Origin of the sequence: Marinobacter azerbaijanicus (assembly GCF_030250645.1) — a bacterium.
GTDB classification, from domain to species: Bacteria; Pseudomonadota; Gammaproteobacteria; order Pseudomonadales; family Oleiphilaceae; genus Marinobacter; species Marinobacter azerbaijanicus.
This window is the reverse complement of the sequence record NZ_JASSVS010000004.1, coordinates 106,730-130,579: the sequence shown is the minus strand read 5'-3', so window position 1 is coordinate 130,579 and position 23,850 is coordinate 106,730. Positions and strand designations below refer to the sequence as shown.

General features: G+C 57.1%; 23 protein-coding genes. 12 read left to right on the top strand and 11 right to left on the bottom strand.

The window, feature by feature from the left end; all coding sequences use genetic code 11:
* Window positions 1–3: 3 nt before the first annotated feature.
* Window positions 4–717, bottom strand: a complete 714-nt coding sequence (locus tag QPM17_RS09720; RefSeq protein ID WP_285390476.1) for a succinate dehydrogenase iron-sulfur subunit — start codon at window positions 715–717, stop codon at window positions 4–6.
* Window positions 718–972: 255 nt separating this feature from the next.
* On the opposite strand from QPM17_RS09720, the gene QPM17_RS09715 reads away from it, so the two are divergent.
* The gene (locus tag QPM17_RS09715; protein WP_285390475.1) at window positions 973–1,191 is read left to right on the top strand and encodes a hypothetical protein; all 219 of its coding nucleotides are present in this window, start codon (window positions 973–975) and stop codon (window positions 1,189–1,191) included.
* 31 nt (window positions 1,192–1,222) lie between these two features.
* Here the strand turns inward: QPM17_RS09715 and QPM17_RS09710 are convergent, their stop codons facing one another.
* Window positions 1,223–1,648, bottom strand: coding sequence for an OsmC family protein (locus QPM17_RS09710; protein ID WP_285390474.1), 426 nt, complete (start codon window positions 1,646–1,648; stop codon window positions 1,223–1,225).
* Between the two features lie 245 nt (window positions 1,649–1,893).
* Here QPM17_RS09710 and QPM17_RS09705 point away from each other — a divergent pair, with 245 nt between their 5' ends.
* The 4 genes from QPM17_RS09705 (at window position 1,894) to selD (ending at window position 6,066) form a co-directional block, all read left to right on the top strand.
* Entirely contained in the window at window positions 1,894–2,028 is a 135-nt protein-coding gene (locus QPM17_RS09705) for a hypothetical protein (protein ID WP_285390473.1), read from the top strand.
* Window positions 2,029–2,034: 6 nt separating this feature from the next.
* Window positions 2,035–2,877 (top strand): iron-sulfur cluster assembly protein, encoded by an 843-nt coding sequence (locus QPM17_RS09700; protein WP_285390472.1) that lies wholly within the window; start codon window positions 2,035–2,037, stop codon window positions 2,875–2,877.
* Window positions 2,878–2,996: 119 nt separating this feature from the next.
* Window positions 2,997–5,003 (top strand): putative bifunctional diguanylate cyclase/phosphodiesterase, encoded by a 2,007-nt coding sequence (locus tag QPM17_RS09695; RefSeq protein ID WP_285390470.1) that lies wholly within the window; start codon window positions 2,997–2,999, stop codon window positions 5,001–5,003.
* 10 nt (window positions 5,004–5,013) lie between these two features.
* Window positions 5,014–6,066 carry a selenide, water dikinase SelD gene (gene selD, locus QPM17_RS09690; protein ID WP_422732755.1) on the top strand — a complete coding sequence of 351 codons (1,053 nt, stop codon included), beginning with the start codon at window positions 5,014–5,016 and terminating at the stop codon, window positions 6,064–6,066.
* Here the strand turns inward: selD and QPM17_RS09685 are convergent.
* The 9 genes from QPM17_RS09685 to QPM17_RS09650 form a co-directional block, all read right to left on the bottom strand.
* Window positions 6,056–6,925 (bottom strand): beta/alpha barrel domain-containing protein, encoded by an 870-nt coding sequence (locus QPM17_RS09685; protein ID WP_285390468.1) that lies wholly within the window; start codon window positions 6,923–6,925, stop codon window positions 6,056–6,058. The two genes, selD and QPM17_RS09685, sit on opposite strands and share 11 nt — an antisense overlap.
* On the bottom strand, window positions 6,918–8,009 hold the full coding sequence (gene serC, locus QPM17_RS09680; RefSeq protein WP_285390467.1) for a 3-phosphoserine/phosphohydroxythreonine transaminase: 1,092 nt from the start codon (window positions 8,007–8,009) through the stop codon (window positions 6,918–6,920). Before serC ends, QPM17_RS09685 begins: the two co-directional genes overlap by 8 nt.
* Window positions 8,009–8,515, bottom strand: a complete 507-nt coding sequence (locus tag QPM17_RS09675) for a urate hydroxylase PuuD (protein WP_285390466.1) — start codon at window positions 8,513–8,515, stop codon at window positions 8,009–8,011. The genes serC and QPM17_RS09675 overlap by 1 nt, the downstream gene beginning before the upstream one ends.
* A 1-nt stretch (window position 8,516) precedes the next feature.
* Entirely contained in the window at window positions 8,517–9,650 is a 1,134-nt protein-coding gene (gene pqqE / locus QPM17_RS09670; protein WP_285390465.1) for a pyrroloquinoline quinone biosynthesis protein PqqE, read from the bottom strand.
* Window positions 9,619–9,912, bottom strand: a complete 294-nt coding sequence (pqqD, locus tag QPM17_RS09665; protein WP_285390464.1) for a pyrroloquinoline quinone biosynthesis peptide chaperone PqqD — start codon at window positions 9,910–9,912, stop codon at window positions 9,619–9,621. Before pqqD ends, pqqE begins: the two co-directional genes overlap by 32 nt.
* Before the next feature lie 81 nt (window positions 9,913–9,993).
* Window positions 9,994–10,068, bottom strand: a complete 75-nt coding sequence (pqqA, locus tag QPM17_RS23765; protein WP_422732754.1) for a pyrroloquinoline quinone precursor peptide PqqA — start codon at window positions 10,066–10,068, stop codon at window positions 9,994–9,996.
* 225 nt (window positions 10,069–10,293) lie between these two features.
* Complete coding sequence (ubiT, locus tag QPM17_RS09660) at window positions 10,294–10,797, bottom strand: ubiquinone anaerobic biosynthesis accessory factor UbiT (protein WP_285390463.1); 504 nt, start codon at window positions 10,795–10,797, stop codon at window positions 10,294–10,296.
* Between the two features lie 68 nt (window positions 10,798–10,865).
* A complete protein-coding gene (gene narL / locus QPM17_RS09655; protein ID WP_137435558.1) occupies window positions 10,866–11,525 on the bottom strand; it encodes a two-component system response regulator NarL in 660 nt (219 codons plus the stop codon).
* Window positions 11,526–11,561: 36 nt separating this feature from the next.
* Window positions 11,562–13,421: a histidine kinase gene (locus QPM17_RS09650; protein ID WP_285390462.1), complete on the bottom strand. Its 1,860-nt coding sequence runs from the start codon at window positions 13,419–13,421 to the stop codon at window positions 11,562–11,564.
* A gap of 184 nt (window positions 13,422–13,605) precedes the next feature.
* Between QPM17_RS09650 and QPM17_RS09645 the strand changes: the two genes are divergently transcribed.
* The 7 genes from QPM17_RS09645 (at window position 13,606) to QPM17_RS09615 (ending at window position 23,839) form a co-directional block, all read left to right on the top strand.
* Window positions 13,606–14,883: an MFS transporter gene (locus QPM17_RS09645; protein WP_285390461.1), complete on the top strand. Its 1,278-nt coding sequence runs from the start codon at window positions 13,606–13,608 to the stop codon at window positions 14,881–14,883.
* Between the two features lie 130 nt (window positions 14,884–15,013).
* Complete coding sequence (locus QPM17_RS09640; RefSeq protein ID WP_285390460.1) at window positions 15,014–18,757, top strand: nitrate reductase subunit alpha; 3,744 nt, start codon at window positions 15,014–15,016, stop codon at window positions 18,755–18,757.
* The gene (narH, locus tag QPM17_RS09635) at window positions 18,754–20,322 is read left to right on the top strand and encodes a nitrate reductase subunit beta (protein ID WP_285390459.1); all 1,569 of its coding nucleotides are present in this window, start codon (window positions 18,754–18,756) and stop codon (window positions 20,320–20,322) included. The genes QPM17_RS09640 and narH overlap by 4 nt, the downstream gene beginning before the upstream one ends.
* 10 nt (window positions 20,323–20,332) lie before the next feature.
* Window positions 20,333–21,073: a nitrate reductase molybdenum cofactor assembly chaperone gene (gene narJ / locus QPM17_RS09630; protein ID WP_285390458.1), complete on the top strand. Its 741-nt coding sequence runs from the start codon at window positions 20,333–20,335 to the stop codon at window positions 21,071–21,073.
* A 20-nt stretch (window positions 21,074–21,093) separates the two neighbouring features.
* The gene (gene narI, locus QPM17_RS09625; protein ID WP_285390457.1) at window positions 21,094–21,771 is read left to right on the top strand and encodes a respiratory nitrate reductase subunit gamma; all 678 of its coding nucleotides are present in this window, start codon (window positions 21,094–21,096) and stop codon (window positions 21,769–21,771) included.
* Between the two features lie 137 nt (window positions 21,772–21,908).
* Complete coding sequence (locus tag QPM17_RS09620; protein ID WP_285390456.1) at window positions 21,909–22,715, top strand: peptidylprolyl isomerase; 807 nt, start codon at window positions 21,909–21,911, stop codon at window positions 22,713–22,715.
* Window positions 22,716–23,089: 374 nt separating this feature from the next.
* Window positions 23,090–23,839, top strand: coding sequence for a Crp/Fnr family transcriptional regulator (locus QPM17_RS09615; protein ID WP_285390455.1), 750 nt, complete (start codon window positions 23,090–23,092; stop codon window positions 23,837–23,839).
* Window positions 23,840–23,850 lie beyond the last annotated feature (11 nt).

Sequence of the window (23,850 nt, the reverse complement as noted above, 5' to 3'; positions counted from 1 at the left end):
TGATCAGACCTGTTCCCGAACGAGCATGGCCCTGATGTGACCAATGGCTTTCATCGGATTGAGCCCTTTGGGGCAGTACGCTGTGCAGTTGCCAATGCCGCGGCAGCGAAACACACTGAACGGGTCTTCCAGTTTCTCCAGGCGTTCGCGTGTGGCGGTGTCCCGGGAATCTGACAGAAACCGGTATGCCTGCAACAGTCCCGATGGCCCGATGTACTTCTCGGGATTCCACCACCAGGACGGGCAGGCGGAGGTGCAACAGGCGCAGAGAATGCACTCGTATAACCCGTCCAGCTTTGCGCGTTCCTCCGGGCTTTGCAGCCTTTCAATTGCCGGGTCAGGCGTATCGTTGATCAGCCAGGGCATAACCCGTTCGTACTGTTTGAAGAACAGTGACTGATCAACCACCAGGTCCCGGATTACAGGCATGCCCGGAAGTGGCCGAATTTCCAGAATGTCCTTTTTGCCCAAGGCATCTGATACGTTGGTAATGCAGCCCAGGCCATTGCGGCCGTTGATGCTGAGCCCATCGGAGCCACAGACGCCTTCGCGGCAGGAGCGACGGAAGGTCAGGGTCGGGTCCCGGGTTTTCAGGTGTTCCAGTACATCCAGTACCATGCGGTTCCGGAACCCATCGTCAACGTCAACATCCTGGCTGTAGGGGACTTCATCCTGTTCCGGGTTGTAGCGGTATAGCCTGACGATAAAACCACTCATGGCAATGTTCTCCCATGCATTCACCTGGTGAGCCCGAAAAACGCATTCAGTATGAAGGTTAGCAGGCGACCCGTGCAACCAAACCGAAAATTCGGGATTACGCTTCTATGCCACAATCTTTTCAGTAAGGGCGATAACCACTGTATTTGTCAAAATGGGGTTGCGATAGCAACGGGTTCCACATCCACCGCGTTGCAGCGTATTGTGCTCCTTGAGAGGATGTTATGAAGTGCTGAAACAGCTCAGGAGATACTGATGGATCTGACCGAACGCAGGGAATGGGACCGAATCAATTTTGTGGCCGACCGCGATGGTATTCCGGCAGCCCGTGCTTTTGCCGAGCAGGGTGTTGGTCAGTATGAATCCGCCATTCGGGAGGCTGATTCCGGAGGTAATGGGTATGGTGCCGCCTACCGGGAAAGTCTGTTGGCTTCCATCCGGGTGTACCGGCAATATCTGGAGCAAAAAGATTGAGCCCCGGGAAGTTCGGGGGCTCAGTAGACCGCTAGTTTTCCAGGTGAATGTCCATGGTGATATCTGACTTGAGGGCTTTCGATACCGGGCAATTCATCTTGGCGGTGTTCGCTGCTTCCAGGAACTTGGCCTGATCAATACCTGGTATTGTCGCCGTTACGTCAAAATGGATGGCTGATATTTCGAAACCGCCGTCTGCCTCGGTCAGAGTGACGCTGGCCTTGGTGTCAATACTGTCAGGCACATGGTCGGATTCACCCAGTATCATGGACAATGCCATGGAAAAACAGCCTGCGTGGGCAGCTCCGAGTAGTTCCTCGGGGTTGGTCCCATTGCCATCCTCAAAACGGGTCTTGAAGGAATACTGCTGTTCTGAAAGCACGCCACTTTCCGTAGAGACCGTACCCTTGCCTTCCTTCAGGCTGCCTTCCCAGTGTGCACTTGCGTTGCGTTTCATAGCGCCTCCTTTTAAAGCCTGAGTTCAACAAACTCAATTTCACCTAAACATGACATCTACGCTCCGTCAACCGGCTCAACCGATCCAGACTATCAACCAGCAGGATACCCGTGTATGCAGACCCTCGGTCGGTGTTAGTTGATAGTGCGTTGCTGGAACATCTTTCTTGCATTAAGATGTATATTGAATGCCTGTTAATGGTGGTCAGAAACTGTTCTCATTTTTTGGTGAATGGAGGGGTAACGATGGCTAACGACAAACCGGAGCAAACTAAAGATCCGATCTGGGATCAGCATCTGAGATGGCTGGATCTTATCAGTAATGAGTGCAAATCCAACCAGCTCAAGCGGGAACGTGAAAAACGCAGAAGGAAAGGTTAATAGCTCGTGAATATCAATGCTGAAGTGACACCGGAAGCCCGTGACTATCTGGTCACTCTGCTGACGAAGCAGGAAGTGCCGGGAATGGCGGCTCGTGTTTATGTGGACAAGGCCGGCACCCGGCATGCCGAGACTTGCCTGGCCTTCTGTCCGCCTGGCGAGAACTCCCCGGGGGATGTCCGTCGGCAGTTTGATGAACTGGTGCTGTATTTCGATGAGGCAAGTGTGCCTTACTTGCAGGATATGCAGATTGGTGTTCAGGGAGAGGGTAAGCTCCAGTGCCTGACCATCAAGGCACCAAATTCGAAGCAGCCGGCAAAACCACCCAAAACCTTCGTTCTGTCGCAAACGTGTGAAGCTTTACGGGTGCCATACGGAAACTCTGTCACCCTTCCGGAAGGGGCGTCCGTCTCGATAACCCAGGCCCTCGGTGGAAGCTTCACGGTTAACTACGAGGGCAACCTGTACCGTCTTTCTCCGGAAGTCACGCGACAATTGGGCTTCCATTCAGACGCCATCATGTTCGAACCGCCGGAGGATGGCCAGATCAGTGAGCAACAATGCTGGGATGCAATGCGGCTGGTCTATGATCCGGAAATTCCGGTCAATGTGGTCGCTCTCGGGCTTATCTATAAACTGAATATTGACCAGGACAGGCATTTCGTGCGAGTTGAGATGACCCTGACCTCGCCGGGGTGTGGCATGGGTGACATTATTGCCGGCGACGTGAAGGGCAAGCTGTTACAGGTTCCCCACGTCGAGGACGCCACCGTGGATATCGTGTTTGATCCTCCCTGGAGCTACGACAACCTGGAAGAGGAAGCGCGGCTGGAGTTGGGGCTGATCTGAGCCGTTATGTCCCTGCGTCTGGTTGCAGGTCTGGTTCTGCCGGGTTAATTGAGAAATCTCATGTGACAATTTGCGCTATGCTGTTAATGATTGTCTTTTCACATGGGAGTCCGAGAAACGTGACAACGAACCGGGCGAAAGAGTCGGATGCCTTTGAGATTTTTCCCTGGAACTGTAACTTTGAAACCGGACTGAAAGATATTGATGACCAGCATCGAGTGCTGGTGAATATACTGAACCGTCTGGCCTGGCATTTTGCTTCCAGTAGTTCGGAGGAGGATGGCTCACACCTGCTTGACGAGCTTCTCGCCTACGCCTCCTATCATTTCGAATACGAAGAGGGTGTCTGGGAGAAAAGTCTTGGCGCGTCAGTGATATCCCGGAACCACCACGATTCACACCAGATGTTTTTTAGACGGATCCAGACCTTTCGCCAGAGCCAGGCTCCGCAGGAGGATGTACTGGCTGAACTGTTCGATTACCTGACCCGGTGGCTTGCCTTTCACATCCTGGAATCAGACCGGCGTATGGCACTGACTGTGAAAGCCCTGGAGGCAGGCAAGCCTCTGAAGGAAGCCAGAGAGTATGTGGAGTCAGAGTTGAGTGGTTCTGTCTCCGTTCTCGTAGCCGCTTTGCTGGAGATATACGGCAAACTGTCGGACAGCACGATTCAGTTAATGCGAGAGAAGATGGCCAGACAGAAAGCCGAGGACGAACTGCATCGTCTGCAGAACGAGCGGTTGCACCAGGCTCTGGAAGCTCAGGCAAGTGATCATCAGAAACAGGTGGAGTTTCTCGCCTATTCAGACGCGCTGACAGGGTTGTGGAACCGTAACGGTATTACCCGGTTTATTCGCGAGTTGCTTGATCGTGGAGATCTGGAAGAAGACTCGGCGGCACTGGTCTCCATTGATCTGGACAATTTCTACGAGATTAACAGCCGCTTCGGTGAAGAAACGGCCGATCGTATGCTGGGTCTACTGGCCCGGCGATGGCTGGATGCACTGCCTCCCGATGCGGCTCTGGCACGGATTGGCGGAGATGAGTTCGTGCTTCTTCTGCCGGATGCCAGCCAGGTGGAGTCCAGGCTTCATGCCCTGCAGCTGACGGGTCGCCTGCCCTTCGACCTGGGTGGAGGGTCTGCGTTCGTCTCCTTCTCGGCGGGTATCGTATTGTTCCCCGACAAGGGCATGGGGGAATTGGCAGAAGATGCTGACACACTTCTGCGTCAGGCTGACAATACCCTTTTCCGGGCCAAGCATGAGCTCAAAGGCAGCTGGCTATTCCTGGATGTGGAAGAAAAGAAAGCCAACAGGTCACGGCAGTTGCTGCTTTCAGACATCCGGAAAGGTCTCGAAAACGGCGAGTTCAGGCTTTTTTACCAGCCCAAGGTAAATCTGAGGAATGGCGAGGTTAAAGGGGTTGAGGCCCTGATTCGCTGGGAGCATCCGGATAAAGGTTTGTTGTCCCCGGCTGCTTTTCTGCCAGCGATTGAATACCACCCCTTGATGATCGAGCTGGGCGAGTGGGTACTGTTTGAGGCGCTGACGCAAATGAAGGCCTGGGACAAACAGGGAATATATCTGAATATCGGCGTGAATATCGCGGCAATTCAGTTGCTGGCACCAGAGTTTGCCGAACGGCTACAGGACATACTGGCCGGTTTTCCCGAACAGGACCCCAGGCGACTCGACCTTGAAATACTGGAAACGGCAACCCTGGGCGAGCTCGAGAGGGCTGTGAGTATCATTGTTGATTGCAAGCGGCTCGGTGTGACCTTTTCACTGGACGATTTTGGTACCGGGTATTCATCGCTGTCTTATCTGAAACAGTTACCTGTGAACACCCTCAAGATAGATCGTGAATTTGTAAGTGGTGCAGGCGATACCGAGGAGAACCTGTCGATTCTGAGGGGGATCATCGGTTTGTCCAAGGCTTTTGACAGGGAGCTGATTGCTGAGGGTGTGGAAACCGTAGAACAGGGCGAAGTGCTGCTGAGTCTGGGATGTGACTTCGCCCAGGGCTATGGGATATCGCCACCGATAGCCGCGGACAGATTGGCGGACTGGTTCGCCGACTGGAAGCCTTTCCCCCAATGGACAGTAACTTCAACACTGTCTCAATAGACCCCAACTGATAGAGGACCGTATTTTGACCACTCGACTTACCGAGTTCAGTCATGGGGCCGGCTGCGGTTGTAAAATTGCGCCGGATGTTCTGGACCGCATTCTTCACACCACGACCCCCGATTATCATGACCCGCGACTTCTGGTTGGTAACGCCAGCCGGGATGATGCTGCGGTCATGGATGTTGGTAATGGCCTGGGGATTATCAGCACCACCGATTTTTTCATGCCGGTGGTGGACGATGCCTATGACTTTGGCCGGATTGCCGCTGCCAACGCCATCAGTGATGTGTATGCCATGGGCGGAAAGCCATTAATGGCAATTGCGATACTGGGCTGGCCGGTAAATCAGCTGGCACCGGAAATCGCCTCCCGGGTAATCGAAGGCGGGCGTGCGGTTTGTACCGATGCCGGGATCGCACTGGCGGGAGGGCATAGCATCGACTCGCCGGAACCGATCTTCGGGTTGGCCGTGACCGGTCAGGTGCCAGTGGACAGAATCGTGCGTAACGATACTGGCCGGCCCGGTGACCTGCTGTACCTGACCAAGCCGATTGGCGTGGGTATTCTGACCAGTGCACTGAAAAAGCACCGGATCAGCGAGGCCGATCTGGCTGTCGCCGTTGACACCATGTGCACCCTCAACAAGGTAGGTGAAGTCTTCGCGTCACTGGACGGCGTACACGCCATGACGGATGTGACCGGCTTTGGTCTTGCCGGCCATTTGCTGGAGATCTGCCGGGGGAGCGGTGTAGGCGCCACCATTAAACGTCTTTCAGTGCCGCAGCTACCGAATCTCGCGCGCTATATTGATTCGGACTGTGTTCCCGGCGGCACCCATCGGAATGCCGCATCGTTGGGCAACGACTTCGAGGGCCTGACAGACCAGGACAAGACACTGCTTTGTGATCCCCAGACCAGCGGCGGCCTCCTGGTCTGTGTCGCTGAACAGGATCGGAAGGTTTTCGAGGAAAAAGGCCGGGAACATGGGCTTGCCCTCCATCCGTTTGGCCAGTTGCAGGAGCAGGGTGCGGGTGAACCTCTGGTTCGGGTTACTGACTGAGTTTCCAGCCAATGTCAGGCCCTTCGAAAACAAGCGCGTTGTGCAGTTGTACCAGATCAGCACCGGCACTGAGCCGGTCCAGATAGTTCTGGCGTGACAACACGCCGCCATTGGTCAGCAGAGCTGAACTCCCTTTGATATGCCGCCGGCAGGCCTCAATGGTGCGGCAGGTGGTGGCCTGAAGTCCAGGGTCCTGCCATTGGCGGTAATGGACATCGGTGACCGGTTTGCCGAAGTCGAAACTGACCAGGATGCCATCAACGCCCTGGGAGGCCAGGTATGGCACGAGATTACAGGCATCCTGATTCCCCGGCTTTACACGGAGCTTGAAAACGATAGGGCAGAATTTCCGGGTCTGATTTTCCAGCTTCTGCTGGGCCTCCTGTAATCGCGACAGATTGGTGTGCAGCTGTTGGAAGGGAACGAACTGTTGAAGCCAGTCAGGAGCCAGGGTCAGGTAATCTGCCGTTAACCAGGCACGCTCAACCAGGCGAACAAGTTGCCGGGTTTCGTGATCAGGAGATCCTGGAGTTGTTGCTGCCAGCCGGATTCCCAGCCGGGCATCAAGTACTGCGTCGCAGCATTGGACAGGGTGGTTCTCGGGCCAGCTCTCCCGGGTCCAGCTTCCCAGTTCAATAGCACCAAACCCCAGGTTGCCCGCACGCCGCCCCAGTTTTCCGGTCCGGTCAAAACCCGCGGCAATACCCAGGCGGTTGGGGAAGGAAAGCCCCATACAGTTGATGGGAGTCCCACCCTGCGCCAGGCGCTTCCATGCGGGCAAAGGGGTACTGGCCTGGGTGCAGACGTTCGCGAAAGCCTGTTCCCGGGCACCGGCCGGTCTGGTGGGCAGGTCAGCCATAGCGCCGGCGGAAATCGGCCATGAATGACGCCAAAGCTGCGACTGCGGCATCCGACTGGGCGTTATAGAGGCTGGCGCGAAGCCCACCGGCGTGGCTGTGCCCCGCAAGGTTCATGAGCCCCATTGCCTCAGCCTCGGCAAGAAACCGTTGCTGATGGTTTTCATCCCGGGTGCCAAAACACACGTTCATGATGGAGCGGTATTCCGGTATCACCGGGCAGTAAAAGAAGTCGTCTTCATCAATAATCCGGTAGAGCACCTGGCTCTGGGCAATATTGTGGGGATGAATTGCGTTGACACCGCCTTGCTCTTCAAGCCAGTCAAGCATCAGGTGAACCAGGTAAATGCCGAACGTCAGTGGGGTGTTGATCCGATTCTGGCGTTCAGTCTGTGCCTGATAGTTGAATACCGTCGGGGTTTCCGGCCGTGCCTGCCCTAACAGATCCTTGCGGATGATGGCTATCACCAGGCCGGTGGGGCCCAGGTTTTTCTGGGTTCCGGCGTAAATCATGCCGTAACGTTCGATGTGGACAGGGCGCGACAGAAATTCGGACGTCATATCTGCGATCAGGGGGATATCACCGCAATCCGGGTCTTCCGGGAACTGGACGCCATTGGCGGTCTCGTTGGGCGTTATGTGGCAATAGTGGAGATCGTTATTCAACGCCCATTCAGAAACCGCAGGCACATGATCAAAACCGCTTCCCCGGGTACTGGCAACCAGGTGGCTTCGTCCGTACCTGTGGCCTTCCGCAAGTGCTCTTGCCGACCAGTGGCCTGTCTCCACGTAGCCTGCCGTGGCCGTGGGTGGTAACAGGTTCAGCGGTACAAGCGAGAATTGAGCCGATGCGCCACCCTGCAGAAATATCACCTGATAGTTGTCCGGCACCGCCAGGGCCGATTTCACCTGAAGCCGGGTGGCGTCCATCAGGGTCTTGAACTCATCACCGGTGAATGGCGCCTCCAGTAGCGAATAGCCCAGCCCCTGCCACTCGGAAAGACTTGCCCGGGCCCGCTCCAGTACCTCTGGGGGCAGAACAGCCGGCCCGGCGGCAAAGTTATAGACGCCTTCCCTGCAGATCATCAGAACAGCGCCAGCCCGTGGCTCCCGGCCGCCATAAAGAAAATCAGCGGGAAAGAGAGGATGGTGTTGGTCCGGGACGATAAAAATGTGATTCGTGAACAGCGGACGCGCTCTGCGGCAGGTGCAGCCACAAAACCCAGCACTTTCTTCTGATGCGGCCAGAGTACAAACCACAGATTCAGCACCATGATGATACCGATCCAGGCTCCGATCCCGATAACCGCATGGTGGCCCTGAAGCATCAGGGAGTCGGCAAGAATGCCGCGGTTCCAGAGCAGCAGGGCGCCAGATGCCAATACAACCAGGGACGCGTAGCGGAAGGTGCCGTGCTCCAGGCGCATGCGTCGGGTCAGGTCGGAGGATTGTTCGCTACCTTCATCGGGATCTATACGCAAGGGAATGAATCTTGGCGTTTTGACCACATTGGCGTAGTTATGGCCGATCCAGACCAGCGCAAACACGATATGGAGCCAGCGCAGGGCGATATCCATCAATGTCCAGCTCATATCAAACCTCCGTTGACACCCAGCCCACATCGCGGGCAATAAGCTTTTTGTGGTCCTGCTTTGTGGCAAGTGCCCTGGTCACCGCTTCCTGAACAATATGATGATGGGGTGATTTGCTGCAGGCGGGATCTGCGTTGGCGGCATCGCCGGTCAGAAGCATGGCCTGGCAGCGGCAGCCGCCGAAATCCTGCTCTTTCTCGGAACAGCTTCGGCAGGGCTCCTTCATCCAGCTGTCTCCCCGGTACAGGTTGAAGCTCTCGGACTCGTGCCAGATCCAGCTGAGGTCGTGATCGCGAACACCGGGAAAGTCGAGCCCTGGCAGTGAGCGCGCCTGTGAGCAGGGCAGTACCACGCCATCCGGTGCGATGGTCAGGTGAATGCTGCCCCAGCCATTCATACAGGCCTTGGGGCGGCCCTCGTAGTAGTCAGGAATAACAAAGAAAATGGTCATCCTGTCGCCTAGCTGCTCGCGGGCTTCGGCAACCCGGGCCTCTGCGGCTTCCAGCGCTTCCCGCGTGGGCATCAGCTGGTCCCGGTTCACCAGTGCCCAGTTGTAGTACTGCACATTGGCCAGCTCCAGGTATTCAACGCCAATATCAGCGGCCAGCTCAATGATTTCAGGCACCTGGTGAATGTTGACGCTGGAGATGGGAACGTTGAGAACCATCGGAAAACCAAGGGCCTTGATCTCCCGGGCGATGTTGATTTTCTTCTCGTAGCAGTCGACACCGGCAAGCCAGTGGGCGGTTTGCGGGTCGCTTGACTGGAAGCCGAGCTGGATATGGCGGAGACCGGCTTTTTTAAGGTTCTCCAGCCGCTTGCGGGTAAGGCCGATGCCGGAGGTAATCAGATTGGTGTAATACCCCAGATCGTCGGCCTCCGATACCAGCTCTTCCAGATCCTTGCGCAAGGTGGGTTCGCCACCAGAAAACCCGATCTGCATGGCCCCCATTTTGCGGGCGTCATGCATCACCTTTTTCCATTCCGCGGTAGTCAGCTCCTCCTCATGGGCATCGAGATCAGTCGGGTTGCTGCAGAAGGCACACTTGAGAGGACACTTGTAGGTCAGTTCCAGAAGCAGCCATACGGGGTTGCCCTGGCCATCAAGATTGAGGTTGGATCCAGCCTTTGCCATGGCACACCTCCAGAAACTGGTGAACGCGGGGTTCGATGAATTCAGGTTGTTCGGAGAACAGCACCGATAGTTGGAGAACGATGTCGCCGACAGTGTTTGTTCCGTTGCAGCGGGTCAGGATCTCGCCGGCGGTGGGGTTCAGTTTCACGATGCCTTCGGGGTACATCAGCACATGGGCCTGCTGGGATTCTTCCCACCGGAACAGGAAAACCGGCGCGATTCTGAACCGGGACAGGCTGTTGTGATTGTTTGAATCAGCCATCGGATGCCTCACAGATTGAATGGGTCGCTCTTGGTAACTGTTCCCGCACCAGGGATGGCATACGGGAACAGAGCACGGTGCTCAGCGAACGTAAACGTAGGCTGTTACTTCAAAGCCCAGTCTCAGGTCTTTGAACTCAGGGTCGGTCCACTTCATATTGATCTCCAGTATCTGTAATGAATGTTTATGGCCAATCGTATTGCCGGCCACATTCACTGTAGGCCTCACGAAACTGATGGATAAATGGTACCTTTGGCCTAATTATCTGGCGCTTTGGTACCAATTATGTGGGTTCTTGGTGAAGTGTCGGACAAGCGTGGAAAGCGCCGTATCAGACGGCGCTTTTAGAAGTATTTTTTTTGATTGTTATCAAGAAGGATGTCAGCGCCGTTTTCGACTGAACGTAAACGGGCGGATGACAAGATCCCACTCCAGGCTGTCGAGCAGGTTTTTCAGTCCCAATCCGAGTTCCGTATCCCCTTCAATAACCAGTTGGCGCTGAAAGAAGAGCTGGTCCGGGTCTTGCCGGCGCTCTGCCAGCGTCTTGAAGGCGTTCAGGGAGCCCCGGATAGTGGCTTCTCCCGGACCCTCAAGGACGCGCAGGCGACCGGCCCAGAAGCCGATGGTGATGCCTGGCTGGCCCCCCGTTGCTTCCAGGCGGATTCGGCGCCCTTCGAAATCATCGAACTCACCATCGGTGATGGCCGTTGCAAATAGTCGGTTGAGTGGCGCTTCAGCGGCCAGTTGCTTGAACGGAACCGGGATACGGCGGTCTATGGCTTCAAGCACCGGAAAAGGCGAGGGCAGATACTCCCTGATAACGGCCAGGGACTGGTCGAGAAGCGGGCTGTTCAGCGATGCAATGGGAGGCAGGGAAAATGCCATGGCTTACTCCGGACGGTCAGAAACCTGCCCAGAGTAACCGAAACCATGACATAGTAATTTGATATAACTCAGCCCTTGTGCAGGCCTTCCTCTACGGCCCAAACGGCGACTTCCACGCGGGAACGCAGGTTGAGCTTTTTCAGCAGGTGCTTTACGTGAACCTTTACAGTGCCATCACTGATGTCCAGCTTGCGGCCAATCATCTTGTTGGACAGGCCCTCGGCAATCAGTCGCAGGATATCCTTTTCCCGTGGGGTCAGGCTGTCAAAGTCCGGGCGTGAGGCCTGCTGGGGCTTCTGGGATCTCAGTGCCTGGGCCAGCAGGGCGGTCAGGCGGTCGCTGATGACCATCTTTCCTACGGCGGCGTCGTGCAGCTGTCGGATCATGTCTTCCGGCTCCATATCCTTGAGCAGATAACCATCAGCGCCGGCTCTTAGGGCCGCCACCACGTCGTCTTCATGATCGGACACCGTAAACATCACGATGCGGGAGCTGATGCTTCCTTCGCGCAGTTTTTTCAGTGCCTCAATACCGTTCATTTCCGGCATGTTAAGGTCCATAAGTACCAGGTCGGGCTCCAGCTCCTGTGCCAGGCGAATACCGTCAGCGGCGTTGCTGGCCTCGCCAACCACCTGCATGTCGTCTTCCATCTCGATCAGTTGTTTTATGCCCTGACGAAGCAAAGGGTGGTCATCAATCAACAGAATGCTTGCTGGTGAGTCAGACATGGTTCCTCTCATTATTTGAAGTTAGTGTTGCAACGCTCAGCCGCCAGCAGCTTCGGATGTAATCAGGTGCCTGCTCTTGGGTACAAAGCTAAGTGCCACTTCCACTCCGCCGCTGTCGCGATTGTGGATGCTGACCTTACCCCCAAGGGTGCGAGCCCTGTCCTGCATGATGATCAGACCGTAGTGCTGTGAAGGCTGGTCACTTGGCGGCAGCCCTTTACCATTATCAAGTATTCTGACCCGTACCCGTGGAGATTCAAACAGCACCTGTACCAGAACCTCCGAAGCCTGGGAATGTTTTACCGCATTGGCCAGACCCTCGCGAACGATCTGCAGGGTATGGATTTCTTCGTTGGGAGACAGTGTTTGCGGTGGCAAACGGTATTCCAGTTTCACCTCACTGCCCAGCCTATCAGAGAACTCCTGCGCCGTTTGCCGTAAGGCGGTGGCCAGGTCGGGGGTGTCAAGTTTCAGCCGGAAGGTGGTCAGCAACTCCCTGAGTTGGCGATAGGCGCTGTTGAGGCCGGTGCTGAGTTCTTCCAGAATGTCGTTGTGAATCTTTTCGTGTTCACCGGTAATGTCGAGACGGCGCAGTCTTGCTACCTGCATCTTCAGGTAGGACAGGGACTGGGCCAGGGAGTCGTGGAGTTCCCGTGCAATCACAGTGCGCTCTTCTGCCAGGGTGAGCTGTTGCTCCTCGGTAATCTGGCGTTCCAGGAAAATGGCCGTAGCAAGCTGATCACTCAGGGTCTCCAGCAGGCGGCGGGCAGTCTGGGACAGCCCTTTACTGGCGGGGTACCAGACTTCCAGTGTGCCCAGAAGCTGTCCCGATGTGCGAATCGGCAACAGCAGTCTTCGGCCGTCGTTGCCCTCATTTGGCAGCTCATCAAACACTTCCGGCGTTACCAGGCAGGCATTGCAGTGATGGTCCTTACAGTAGAACGGTCGATCCTTGGTAGAGGTGGTAATGGCTTCGACCGGCTCGCTGGAATTCTTGTCGTGCAGGAACAGCCGGATGGGGCCGATGCCAAGCAACTGCTCCAGATCCTGAAGCATGGGGATGGCGCCGTCGCAGAGGTCGTGATTGGCGAACAGGGAGCGACTGGACGAATGGAGCAACTCCAGGGCAGCGTGGCTCTTCTCCAGTTCACGGGTTTTTGCTATGGCGTCTTCTTTAAGTTCGTGGTAGCTCAGGGCCAGTTCGCTGGTCATCTGATCGAAGGCACTGCCGAGCTGTGAAAGCTCATCCGAGCCTTTCAGGTTGGCCTTGTGTGAGAAATCCTGCTCGCCAACGGCCACGGCGATATTGACCAGTTTACGCAATGGACGCAGCACGCGGTTTTTCAGATCCAGGAACAGCCCAAAAATAATGATTACTGAGAAAACCAGGCTGATAATCTGGATCAGGTGCAGCAGGTCGATACGGGCTTCAGTCCGGTGCTCCAGCATGCTCACTAGTCTGTCCACTTCATCTACATAATGCTCCGTGGCGGAGATGAGCTCGCCGGTCACGCGTGTGTTGCTGGGCGCGTTGGCAATCAGTGCTGGCCGGAGGTCTTCCTGCCAAAGTGACTGCATTGTCTGGTGCTGTTTGGCCAACGGGTGGTCCCTGGCCTCGGGAATTGCACGGCTGAACCCCGGGTGAGCCATGCGAGCCTCGTAAGCATCCAGCCGGGCCATGAAAGTGGCGGACTGGTCCCCTGCCGGGTCAGCAGCGGAGCGCGCAAGCAATTCGTAAGCGCCCATACGCAATGAACCGGCGATGTTGATCGCCGTGGCATTGCCCTCGATGCTTCGGGATACCGCAAGTGTTGTCGCCATGCTGACGATGGCCGTAAGCACGACGGCGCCCACAACAATGGCGATACGTTTGACGAGGGGGCTATTGCGTGTCATCTGGTCTCTTCGTTGGGGGGTAGGGCAGCTCGGGGGTATTCTCTCCGGTTTTTCATCCAGAGTGTACCTCCTTGAGGATAGTCAATTACCCTTAATTACCCCAATAGGCGATATCCCATCATAGTCTTTGACCCTTTGCAGGGCAAAGCATGAAACTGAAAATTGGTTTCTGGTGGGCAACGCAATGCAACCCTTTTCCATCCGCGATGACGATGATCACGATAGACTGACCTCGCTGGCGGTGGTGCTTCCATTGGCGCTGGCCGGTTTTGTGGCTGCGGCCGGTTGCTGGACCATTTTCGCGGTGGCGGGCGTGCATTTGCGGGATGCCTTGGCGCTGGGCAGCCTGGAATTTGGTCTGTTGTTGGCGATGCCCATGGCCGCTGGAGCCCTGCTGTCGGTACCTGCGGGCATCGCTGCCCAGAAGGTTGGGGCAAGAAGGGTAATGATTGCCTGTCTGCTTGGGCTTGCCGCCTGTATGGTTTTTCTGCTGCTGGTTGACTCCTTTGTCGGTTACCTGCTGGTTGCCGCTGGTCTGGGCCTGGCGGGAGGATTCTATAGCGCTGGCCTGCAGTTTGTTACCAGTCATGCTTCTCCGCGACATATGGGACTTGTGCTGGGTATATTCGGGGCCGGAGTCACCGGCGCTGGCTTTAACTACTACCTGGTTCCCCTGATCCTGCAGGCCTTCTCATGGAAGGGCGTCCCACTTGCCTATCTGGTTGTTCTCCTACTGGTGGCTTCCCTGCTGGTGTTATTGACGGATGACTCGGACTCCCGTGGCGATCCCGATGTTGAAACGAGCGCAAAGCAGCTGGTGCGTCGCCTCAAGAGCCTGAGGGTATGGCGACAGTGCCTTTATTTCGGTGTGGTGGCAGGAAGTTTTTTCTCGCTGGCATTATGGTTACCGGATTTCATATCGTCCCGTTTCCTGCTGACCGTAGAGACAGGTGCACGACTGGCGCTGTGGTTTGTGATCCCCGGCGCCCTTGCCCAGATTGCGGGAGGAGGGTTGTCAGACCGCTATGGTGCCAGGAGGGTGGTGGTGAGGTCGCTCGCGGCCTGTCTTGTTGCGCTGTTTGTGCTGTCGTACCCGCCAATGACTCTGTTTATTCGTGGCATAGAGTCGGTCATCGCTCTGGAGCTTGCCCTGCCGCTCTTCCTGGAAGGCACCTTCATTGTATTGCTCGGTGTGGCTCTGGGGTCTGCCATGGGCGGTCTTCAGCGTATGGTGGTTGCGGAAAACCGCGGCATTGCCGCATTCGCAGCCGGCATGCTGCTGTTCAGCGCCTGCCTGGTTGCTTTCCTTCTGCCGGTGCTATTCGGTGCCCTGATTCATATGGTTGGTGTTGGTACGGCCATGTTTATGATTGTTTTCCTGCTGCTGGCCGGCAGCCTGTTGCTGTTCGCCCGGGATAACCGTCGCAGTGAGCGTCAGGCGTTGTTACACAAGGGTGTATAGCCGCTCTACCCCCTGGGTGGTAGAACCCGGTTATGACGGGGTAACCACGCAGATTTCAGGGTCTTTCTCCCACACAATGGTCTCAAATCGGAACAATGATCCGGACGACGGGTTGATGGAGAGAGAGACCATGAGTCATTTGATCGATAAACTGAGCTACTTCAAAAAGAAGCGCGAGCCGTTCGCGAACGGCCACGGCGAAACCCATGAAGTCAGCCGCGAGTGGGAAGACAGCTACCGCCAGCGCTGGCAGCACGACAAGGTTGTGCGTTCCACCCACGGTGTTAACTGCACCGGCTCCTGCAGCTGGAAAATCTACGTCAAGAACGGCCTGGTTACCTGGGAAACCCAGCAGACCGACTATCCCCGTACCCGCCCGGACCTGCCCAACCATGAGCCACGCGGCTGTCCCCGTGGCGCCAGTTACTCCTGGTACATGTACAGCGCCAACCGCCTCAAGTACCCGCTGATGCGCAAGCATCTGATGAGGCTCTGGCGCTCCGCGAAGATGCAGCACAACGATCCGGTGGACGCCTGGGCTTCCATCGTGGAAGACCCCAAGAAGACCGCCGAGTACAAGCCCCGTCGTGGTATGGGCGGCTTTGTGCGTTCCAGCTGGGACGAAGTCAACGAGCTGATCGCCGCTTCCAACGTTTACACAGCGAAGCAGTACGGCCCTGACCGCATTATCGGCTTCTCGCCGATTCCAGCCATGTCCATGGTGTCCTACGCAGCCGGCAGCCGTTACCTGTCCATGATCGGTGGCGTGTGCATGAGCTTCTACGACTGGTACTGCGACTTGCCGCCGGCTTCCCCGCAAACCTGGGGTGAGCAGACTGACGTGCCGGAATCAGCCGACTGGTACAACTCCGGTTACATCATTGCCTGGGGTTCCAACGTTCCCCAGACCCGGACCCCGGACGCCCACTTCTTTACCGAAGTGCGTTACAAGGGCACCAAGACCGTTGCCATTACTCCGGATTACGCGGAAGTTTCCAAGCTGTCTGACGAGTGGATGAACCCGAAGCAGGGCACCGACGCCGCGCTGGGTATGGCCATGGGTCACGTGATTCTCAAAGAGTTCCACATTGAAAAGCCCAGCGAGTACTTTACCGACTATGTGCGTCGCTACACCGACATGCCGTATCTGGTCATGCTGGAGCAGCGCGAGGATGGCCGTTATGTGCCGGGCCGCTTCCTGCGTGCCAGTGACCTGGTGGATGGCCTCGGGGAAGAGAACAACCCCGAGTGGAAAACCATTGCTATCGATGAGAAGACCAACCAGCTGACAGCACCCAATGGCTCCATTGGCTATCGCTGGGGTGAGAAGGGCAAGTGGAACCTCAAGCAGACCGCAAGCAGCAACGATGTGGAACTGCAACTGTCGATGGTCGAGAAACACGACGAAGTGGTGGACGTGGCTTTCCCGTACTTCGGTGGTATTGAACACACTCATTTTAAGAGCGTCGAGATTTCAGACACTCTGACTCACAAGCTGGGCAGCCGCAAAGTGCAGCTGGCTGATGGTGGCGAAGGCAGGGTAGTCACAGTTTATGATCTGATGATCGCTAACTATGGCATCAGTCGTGGCCTGGGCGAGGATGACGGCGCAACTTCCTACGACGAAGTGAAGCCTTACACCCCGGCCTGGCAGGAAAAGATCACCGGCGTTCCCGCCCACAAGGTGACACGCATTGCCCGCGAGTTCGCCGACAACGCGAACAAGACCAGGGGCCGTTCCATGATCATCGTGGGTGCCGGTATGAACCACTGGTACCACATGGACATGAACTACCGTGGCCTGATCAACATGCTGATCATGTGTGGCTGTATCGGCCAGAGTGGCGGCGGCTGGGCCCATTATGTCGGCCAGGAAAAGCTGCGTCCGCAGACTGGCTGGCAGCCGCTGGCATTCGGTCTGGACTGGCAGCGTCCGCCACGCCACATGAACTCCACCTCCTTCTTCTACGCCCACTCCGGCCAGTGGCGCTACGAGAAACTGGGAGTGGACGAAATCCTGTCGCCGCTGGCGGACAAGTCCAAATTCGGTGGCAGCCTGATCGACTACAACGTACGTGCCGAGCGCATGGGCTGGTTGCCCTCCGCACCGCAGCTGAACCGCAACCCATTGGGTATTGCCGCGGAAGCCGAGAAAGCGGGTATGGAAGTATCCGATTACGTGGCCCAATCCATGAAAGACGGCTCCCTGGCGTTCGCCAGCGAAGACCCGGAAGCGAAACAGAACTGCCCGCGCAACCTGTTTGTGTGGCGCTCCAACCTGCTGGGCTCCTCCGGCAAGGGCCACGAGTACATGCTCAAGTATCTGTTGGGCACCACCAGCGGCCTGCAGGGTAAGGATCTTGGCCACGAAGGTGGCGTCAAGCCAACAGAGGTCAAGTGGCACGACGAGGCGCCTGAGGGCAAGCTCGATCTGCTGGTGACCCTGGACTTCCGCATGTCCACCACCTGTCTGTATTCCGACATCGTTCTGCCGACGGCCACCTGGTACGAGAAGAACGACCTGAATACCTCGGACATGCACCCGTTCATTCACCCGCTGACCGCCGCTACTGATCCGGCCTGGGAAGCGCGCAGTGACTGGGAAATCTACAAGGGTATTGCCAAGGCGTTCTCCAAGGCTACTGAAGGCCATCTGGGTGTCGAGAAAGACGTGGTTACCCTGCCGCTGCTGCACGACGCGCCGGCGGAACTGGGCCAGGCCTTTGATGTGAAGGACTGGAAGCGTGGCGAGTGCGAGCTGATTCCAGGCAAGACCGCACCCAGCTTCATCACCGTGGAGCGGGACTACCCGAACACCTATGCACGCTTTACCTCCCTTGGGCCGCTGCTGGAAAAGCTGGGTAACGGTGGCAAGGGCATCAACTGGAACACCGAGAAGGAAGTGAACTTCCTGAAGGAGCTGAACTACACCCATATCGGGGGTGCCAATGACGGTCGGCCGAAGATCGAATCCGCGATTGATGCCGCCGAAGTGATTCTGACCCTGGCGCCGGAAACCAACGGCCAGGTTGCTGTGAAAGCCTGGGCCGCGCTGTCGGAAATGACCGGCCTGGATCACACGCATCTGGCAAAGAACAAGGAAGAGGAAAAGATCCGCTTCCGGGACATCGTGGCGCAGCCGCGCAAGATCATCTCAAGCCCGACCTGGTCTGGCCTGGAAGATGAGCACGTGTCCTATAACGCTGGCTACACCAATGTCCATGAGCTGATCCCCTGGCGCACGCTGACTGGCCGTCAGCAGTTCTACCAGGACCACGAGTGGATGCGGGCCTTCGGCGAAAGCCTGCTGGTCTACCGGCCGCCTATCAACACCAAGACGGTCAGCAGCATGCTGAACCAGCGCAGCAACGGTAACCCGGAAAAAGCGCTGAACTGGATCACGCCGCACCAGAAGTGGGGTATCCACAGCACCTACAGCGACAACCTGCTGATGCTGACCCTGTCCCGCGGTGGCCCCATCGTCTGGCTGAGCGAAGACGACGCCAAGGAGATGGAGATCGAGGACAACGACTGGATCGAGCTGTTCAACGCCAACGGGGCCATCGCGGCCCGGGCGGTCGTAAGCCAGCGTGTGATGCCCGGCATGGTGATGATGTACCACGCCCAGGAGCGGATCGTGAATATTCCAGGCTCCGAGATCACTGGCACCCGTGGTGGCATCCACAACTCGGTCACCAGGGTCTGTCCGAAACCGACCCACATGATCGGTGGTTACGCCCAGTATTCCTACGGCTTCAACTACTACGGCACCGTAGGCTCCAACCGCGATGAATTCGTGGTGGTGCGCAAGATGCACAACATCGACTGGCTCGATGGCGAAGGTAATGACACTGTTCAGGAGGCGAAAAAATGAAAATCCGTTCCCAAGTCGGCATGGTACTGAACCTGGACAAGTGCATCGGTTGTCATACCTGTTCGGTGACCTGCAAAAACGTGTGGACCAGCCGTGAAGGCATGGAATACGCCTGGTTCAACAACGTCGAGACCAAGCCCGGTATCGGCTACCCGAAAGAGTGGGAGAACCAGGACAAGTGGAAGGGCGGCTGGATGCGTGACAGCTCCGGCAAGATCCGCCCGAAGATCGGTGGCCGTTTCCGGATTCTGGCGAACATCTTCGCCAATCCGGATCTGCCGCAGATCGACGACTACTACGAGCCGTTCGACTTCGACTACCAGCACCTCCATACCGCCGGTGACAGCAAGCATCAACCCGTGGCGCGGCCCCGCTCGCTGATTTCCGGCAAGCGCATGCAGAAAATCGAATGGGGCCCGAACTGGGAAGAAATTCTGGGCACCGAATTCGCCAAGCGCCGTAAGGACAAGAACTTCGATCAGGTCCAGGCGGACATCTACGGCCAGTTCGAAAATACATTCATGATGTACCTGCCTCGCCTGTGCGAGCACTGCCTGAATCCCACCTGTGTGGCCAGCTGCCCCAGCGGCGCCATCTACAAGCGGGAAGAGGACGGCATCGTGCTGATCGATCAGGACAAGTGCCGTGGCTGGCGGATGTGTGTGTCCGGCTGCCCCTACAAGAAGATCTACTTCAACTGGAAAACTGGCAAGTCCGAGAAGTGCATCTTCTGCTACCCGCGGATTGAAGCCGGCCTGCCCACCGTATGCTCCGAGACCTGTGTCGGCCGCATCCGCTACCTGGGTGTGCTGCTCTATGATGCTGACCGCATCGAAGAAGTAGCCAGCACGCCGGGCGAGCACGAGTTGTACGAGAAGCAACTGGAAATCTTCCTGGATCCGAACGATCCGAAGGTGATCGAGCAGGCGAAAAAGGACGGCATCCCGATGAACGTCATCGAAGCCGCCCAGCAAAGCCCGGTCTACAAGATGGCAGTGGACTGGAAACTGGCTCTGCCACTGCACCCGGAATACCGCACCCTGCCCATGGTCTGGTATGTGCCGCCACTGAGTCCGATCCAGTCTGCGGCGGAAGCCGGCAAGGTCGAGTTTGACGGCATCCTGCCGAAGATCGAAAGCCTGCGGATTCCGGTCAAGTACCTGGCCAACCTGCTGACAGCTGGCGACGAGAAGCCGATTGTCCGTGCACTCAAGCGGATCATGGCTATGCGCCTGTACAAACGCGCGGAAACCGTGGAAGGCAAGGAAGACCTCCGGGCACTGCAGGAAGCCGGGCTGACCAAGGCCCAGGCCGATGAAATGTACCGTTACCTGGCCATTGCCAATTACGAGGACCGCTTCGTGATCCCCACCAGCCATCGCGAGCTGGCGAAGGAAGCTTTCCCCGATGCTCACGGCGAGCGCGGCGGTTGCGGGTTCAGCTTCGGCGACGGCTGCAACGGCGACAGCGAGTTCAACATGTTTGGAGGCCGCAAGCAGACCACAAGCATGGTTCAGAAACTGTCTACCGTTAAGCAGGTAGATCCCAAGCAGCTGCAGGAATAAGGAGGCTATCATGCAAACACTCAAAGTAATGGCAAGGCTGCTGGAATACCCCACCGCCGAGTTGCAGGAGTCCAGGGATGCACTGGTAGCCGCTGTCCTTGAGGACAACCGGCTGCCAAGGCAGAACAAGGAACAACTGCTGCAGTGTATCGATCTGGTGTGCGACGGTGATCTGCTGGATATGCAGGAAAACTACGTAGGCACCTTCGACAAGGGCAGGGCGACATCCCTCCTGTTATTCGAACATGTGCACGGCGAATCCCGCGACCGAGGCCAGGCCATGGTGGACCTGATGGAACAGTACCGCGCCAATGGTCTGGAAATCGATGCGAAAGAGCTACCGGATTACCTGCCGTTGTTCCTGGAGTATCTCTCCACCAGACCATGGGAAGAGATCAGGAACTGGCTGGAGGATATCCACCACATTCTTGGCCTGCTGGGCGAACGACTCTACCAGCGCGAGAGCCTCTATCACGTTGTGATGGATTCTCTGCTGGTTCTGTCCGGCCGCGAGACCAATCGCCAGGAGCTGGCACAGATTGTGGCCGCAGAAGAGCGTGACGATACGCCGGAAGCCCTGGACAAGGTCTGGGAGGAAGAAATGGTGAAGTTTGTGGACGATCAGGGCAGTTCCTGCGCTACCGGCGGCGTTGTCGGCCAGCGCCGTCGCGAACTGGAGCAGACCCAGACCATTCACCTGAGCGATCAGCTGATGACGGACGCCATGCCCCGTCAGGCAGGAGGCGCCTGAAGGCGCGGGAGGAAACTGAAATGTCCTATCTTAATACACTGTTATTCGGAATCTACCCCTATGTGGCCATCGCCATTCTGGTGATCGGCACATGGGCGCGTTACGACCACGGTCAGTTCACCTGGAAGGCCCATTCCAGCCAACTGCTGCGCAAGAAGAACATGGTGATGGCAAGCGTGCTGTTCCATGTGGGTATCCTGGTGATCTTCTTCGGCCATCTGGTTGGCCTGCTGACGCCGCATGCCCTCTACGAGCCGTTCATGACGCCCGGCACCAAGCAGGTCCTGGCCATCGTTGTTGGCGGCATCGCCGGGGTGGCCTGCCTGATCGGTGGCGCCATGCTCGCCTGGAGGCGTCTGACCGACCCGCGGATCCAGGCCAGCAGCACCTTTGCTGACAACATGATCATCCTGATCCTGGTAGCTCAGGTTGGCCTTGGTCTGGTAACTATCCTGCCTACGCTGGGTCACCTGGATGGAAGCACGATGCTCAAGTTCTCAGCCTGGGCACAAGGCATCTTCACCCTGCAGGGCGGCGTGGCCGACTACATTGCGGACGTGCACTGGATCTACAAGACCCACATCTTCCTGGGCCTGACCATCTTTGTACTGTTCCCGTTCACACGGCTGGTGCACATGCTGAGCGTGCCGGTGGAGTATTTCGGGCGCAAGTACCAGGTGGTGCGCAAGCGCGCTTGATCGGAGGGTAACGTTAGAAATGTCGGATTACGCGTGGCGGGGCCACGCTAATCCGACCTACCAGAGCCCGAAACCCCAAACGTAGGTCGGATTAGACGAAGTCGTAATCCGACATCCAGATCAAAAAGGTGAATGCCATGCAACTCATCCCCGTCGGCGACGCCGAAAAACCCAGAAACCAGTTTCCGCCGGTCTATGTGGGAGAAACCCTGATCGGTGAGGACGACATTGCCCGGGAAATGCAACACCACCCGGCCGAAGAAGTGGTTGATGCCTGGCATGACGCCGCCAGAAGCCTCGTTATCCGCGAACTCCTCCTGCAACAGGCCACGCGCCTGAACCTGGACACCATCGCCGACGAAGAAGACCGCATCGCCTGTGTACTGGAGCAGGAACTCGACGTTCCTGACCCCAGCGAAGAGGACTGCGAACGCTTCTACGCCGCCAACCCCGGCCGCTTCCGCAGCCCGACCCTGATGGCCGTCAGCCACATCCTCCTGGCTGCCGCCCCGGACGACGTCCAGGAACGCATCCGCCAGGAAGAAGCCGGTCGACAACTGCTGTCATCCTTACTTGACGGCCGCGCCCAGTTCGCAGAACTGGCCAAACAGTACTCCGCCTGCGAATCCCGCCACCAGGGCGGCAGCCTCGGCCAGATCAGCAAAGGCCAGACGGTAGAAGAATTCGAGCGCCCGGTGCTGTCCCTGCAGGAAGGCCTCAACCCGGAACTGATCGAAACCCGCTATGGCTGGCACATCGTCCGCGTCGACCAACGCATCGACGGCGAACAGCTGCCATACGAACACGTCAAGCCCCAGATACGGCAATACCTGAACGAAAGCGTCACAAGACGGGCATTCCGGCAATATCTGCAGGTTCTGGCTGCGGAAACCGGCGTGGAAGGTGTAGACCTCGAGCTGCCAGACTCACCACTGATGCAGTAAAGCGGGCACCCGACAACTCTGGAGACTGGCGGGGGACCTCTTTCCAAAACTGTGCGGAGCCAAGGATGGCGGAGCTCAAGCGTCACAGGGACGTGCCGCAAGGAGCGTGTTTTGGAAAGAGGTCCCCCGCCAGGCTATGCACCGGAGCTCAAGCGCCACATGGATGTGCTTGAGCGTGTTTTGGGAAGAAGGGACCCATTGGCCTGTGCTCCCAAGTAAAGAAAAGAGCCGGGCAACAAGGTCCCTTCTTTGAGGCAAGTCAATTACTCAGAAATAACCCGCCATATACCCCCATCGGGGGAGCGATTTTCCCCTCCAGCCACACTAATATAAAACCAGATCTGAAATGCATTATTAATGCAGGGGGAAATATCATGGCACTATTGCAGACTGCCGAAACACGTTACAGCAAACCGGTACTGGTTGCCGTCAACAAACCCGTGGAAGAGGATGACCGCCTGGCCCCGATGCGTGAGCATCCGCTCTTCTCATCACTGGCCGAAGACGACCTGTCAGACCTGATGCAACAGTCCAGGCGCCTGCGTCTTGGCCACCACCAGCTTCTCTACCGCCAGGACATGCCCGCCCATCACTTCTTCTTCGTGGTCTCTGGCCGGCTCCGTCTATACCGCCTCGACGCCTCGGGCATAGACCGCACACTGGACAGTATCGCTCCCGGCGACTGCTTTGCGGAAGTCATGATCTACGCAGACCCGGCCAGATACGCCTGTTACGCCGAAGCACTCAAATCCAGTGAAGTATTGATGATACCCGTCAAGGTCTATCAGGAATTGCTGGAAAGAAAGCCCGAATACACCCAGGCGGCACTGCGCCATTACGCTAAACGTGCCGTGGCCCGCTTTCACGATCTGGAAATCATGACCATCCAGAGCGCCCGGGACCGGCTGATCCGTTACCTGATTGACCTGCTGCCCAGTGGCGGCGAAGAAGGCGGCGAAGTGGAGCTGCCCCTGCCCAAATGCCTGGTGGCGTCGCGGCTTGCCATGCAGCCGGAAACCTTCTCGCGGATCCTGGCAGACCTGAAATCGAACGGCCTGGTCAGGGTTAACCGTAGCCGGTTGTTTATCTCCGACCCCGCTCGGTTGATCCAGATCAGCCAGTAAATGCTTAATGC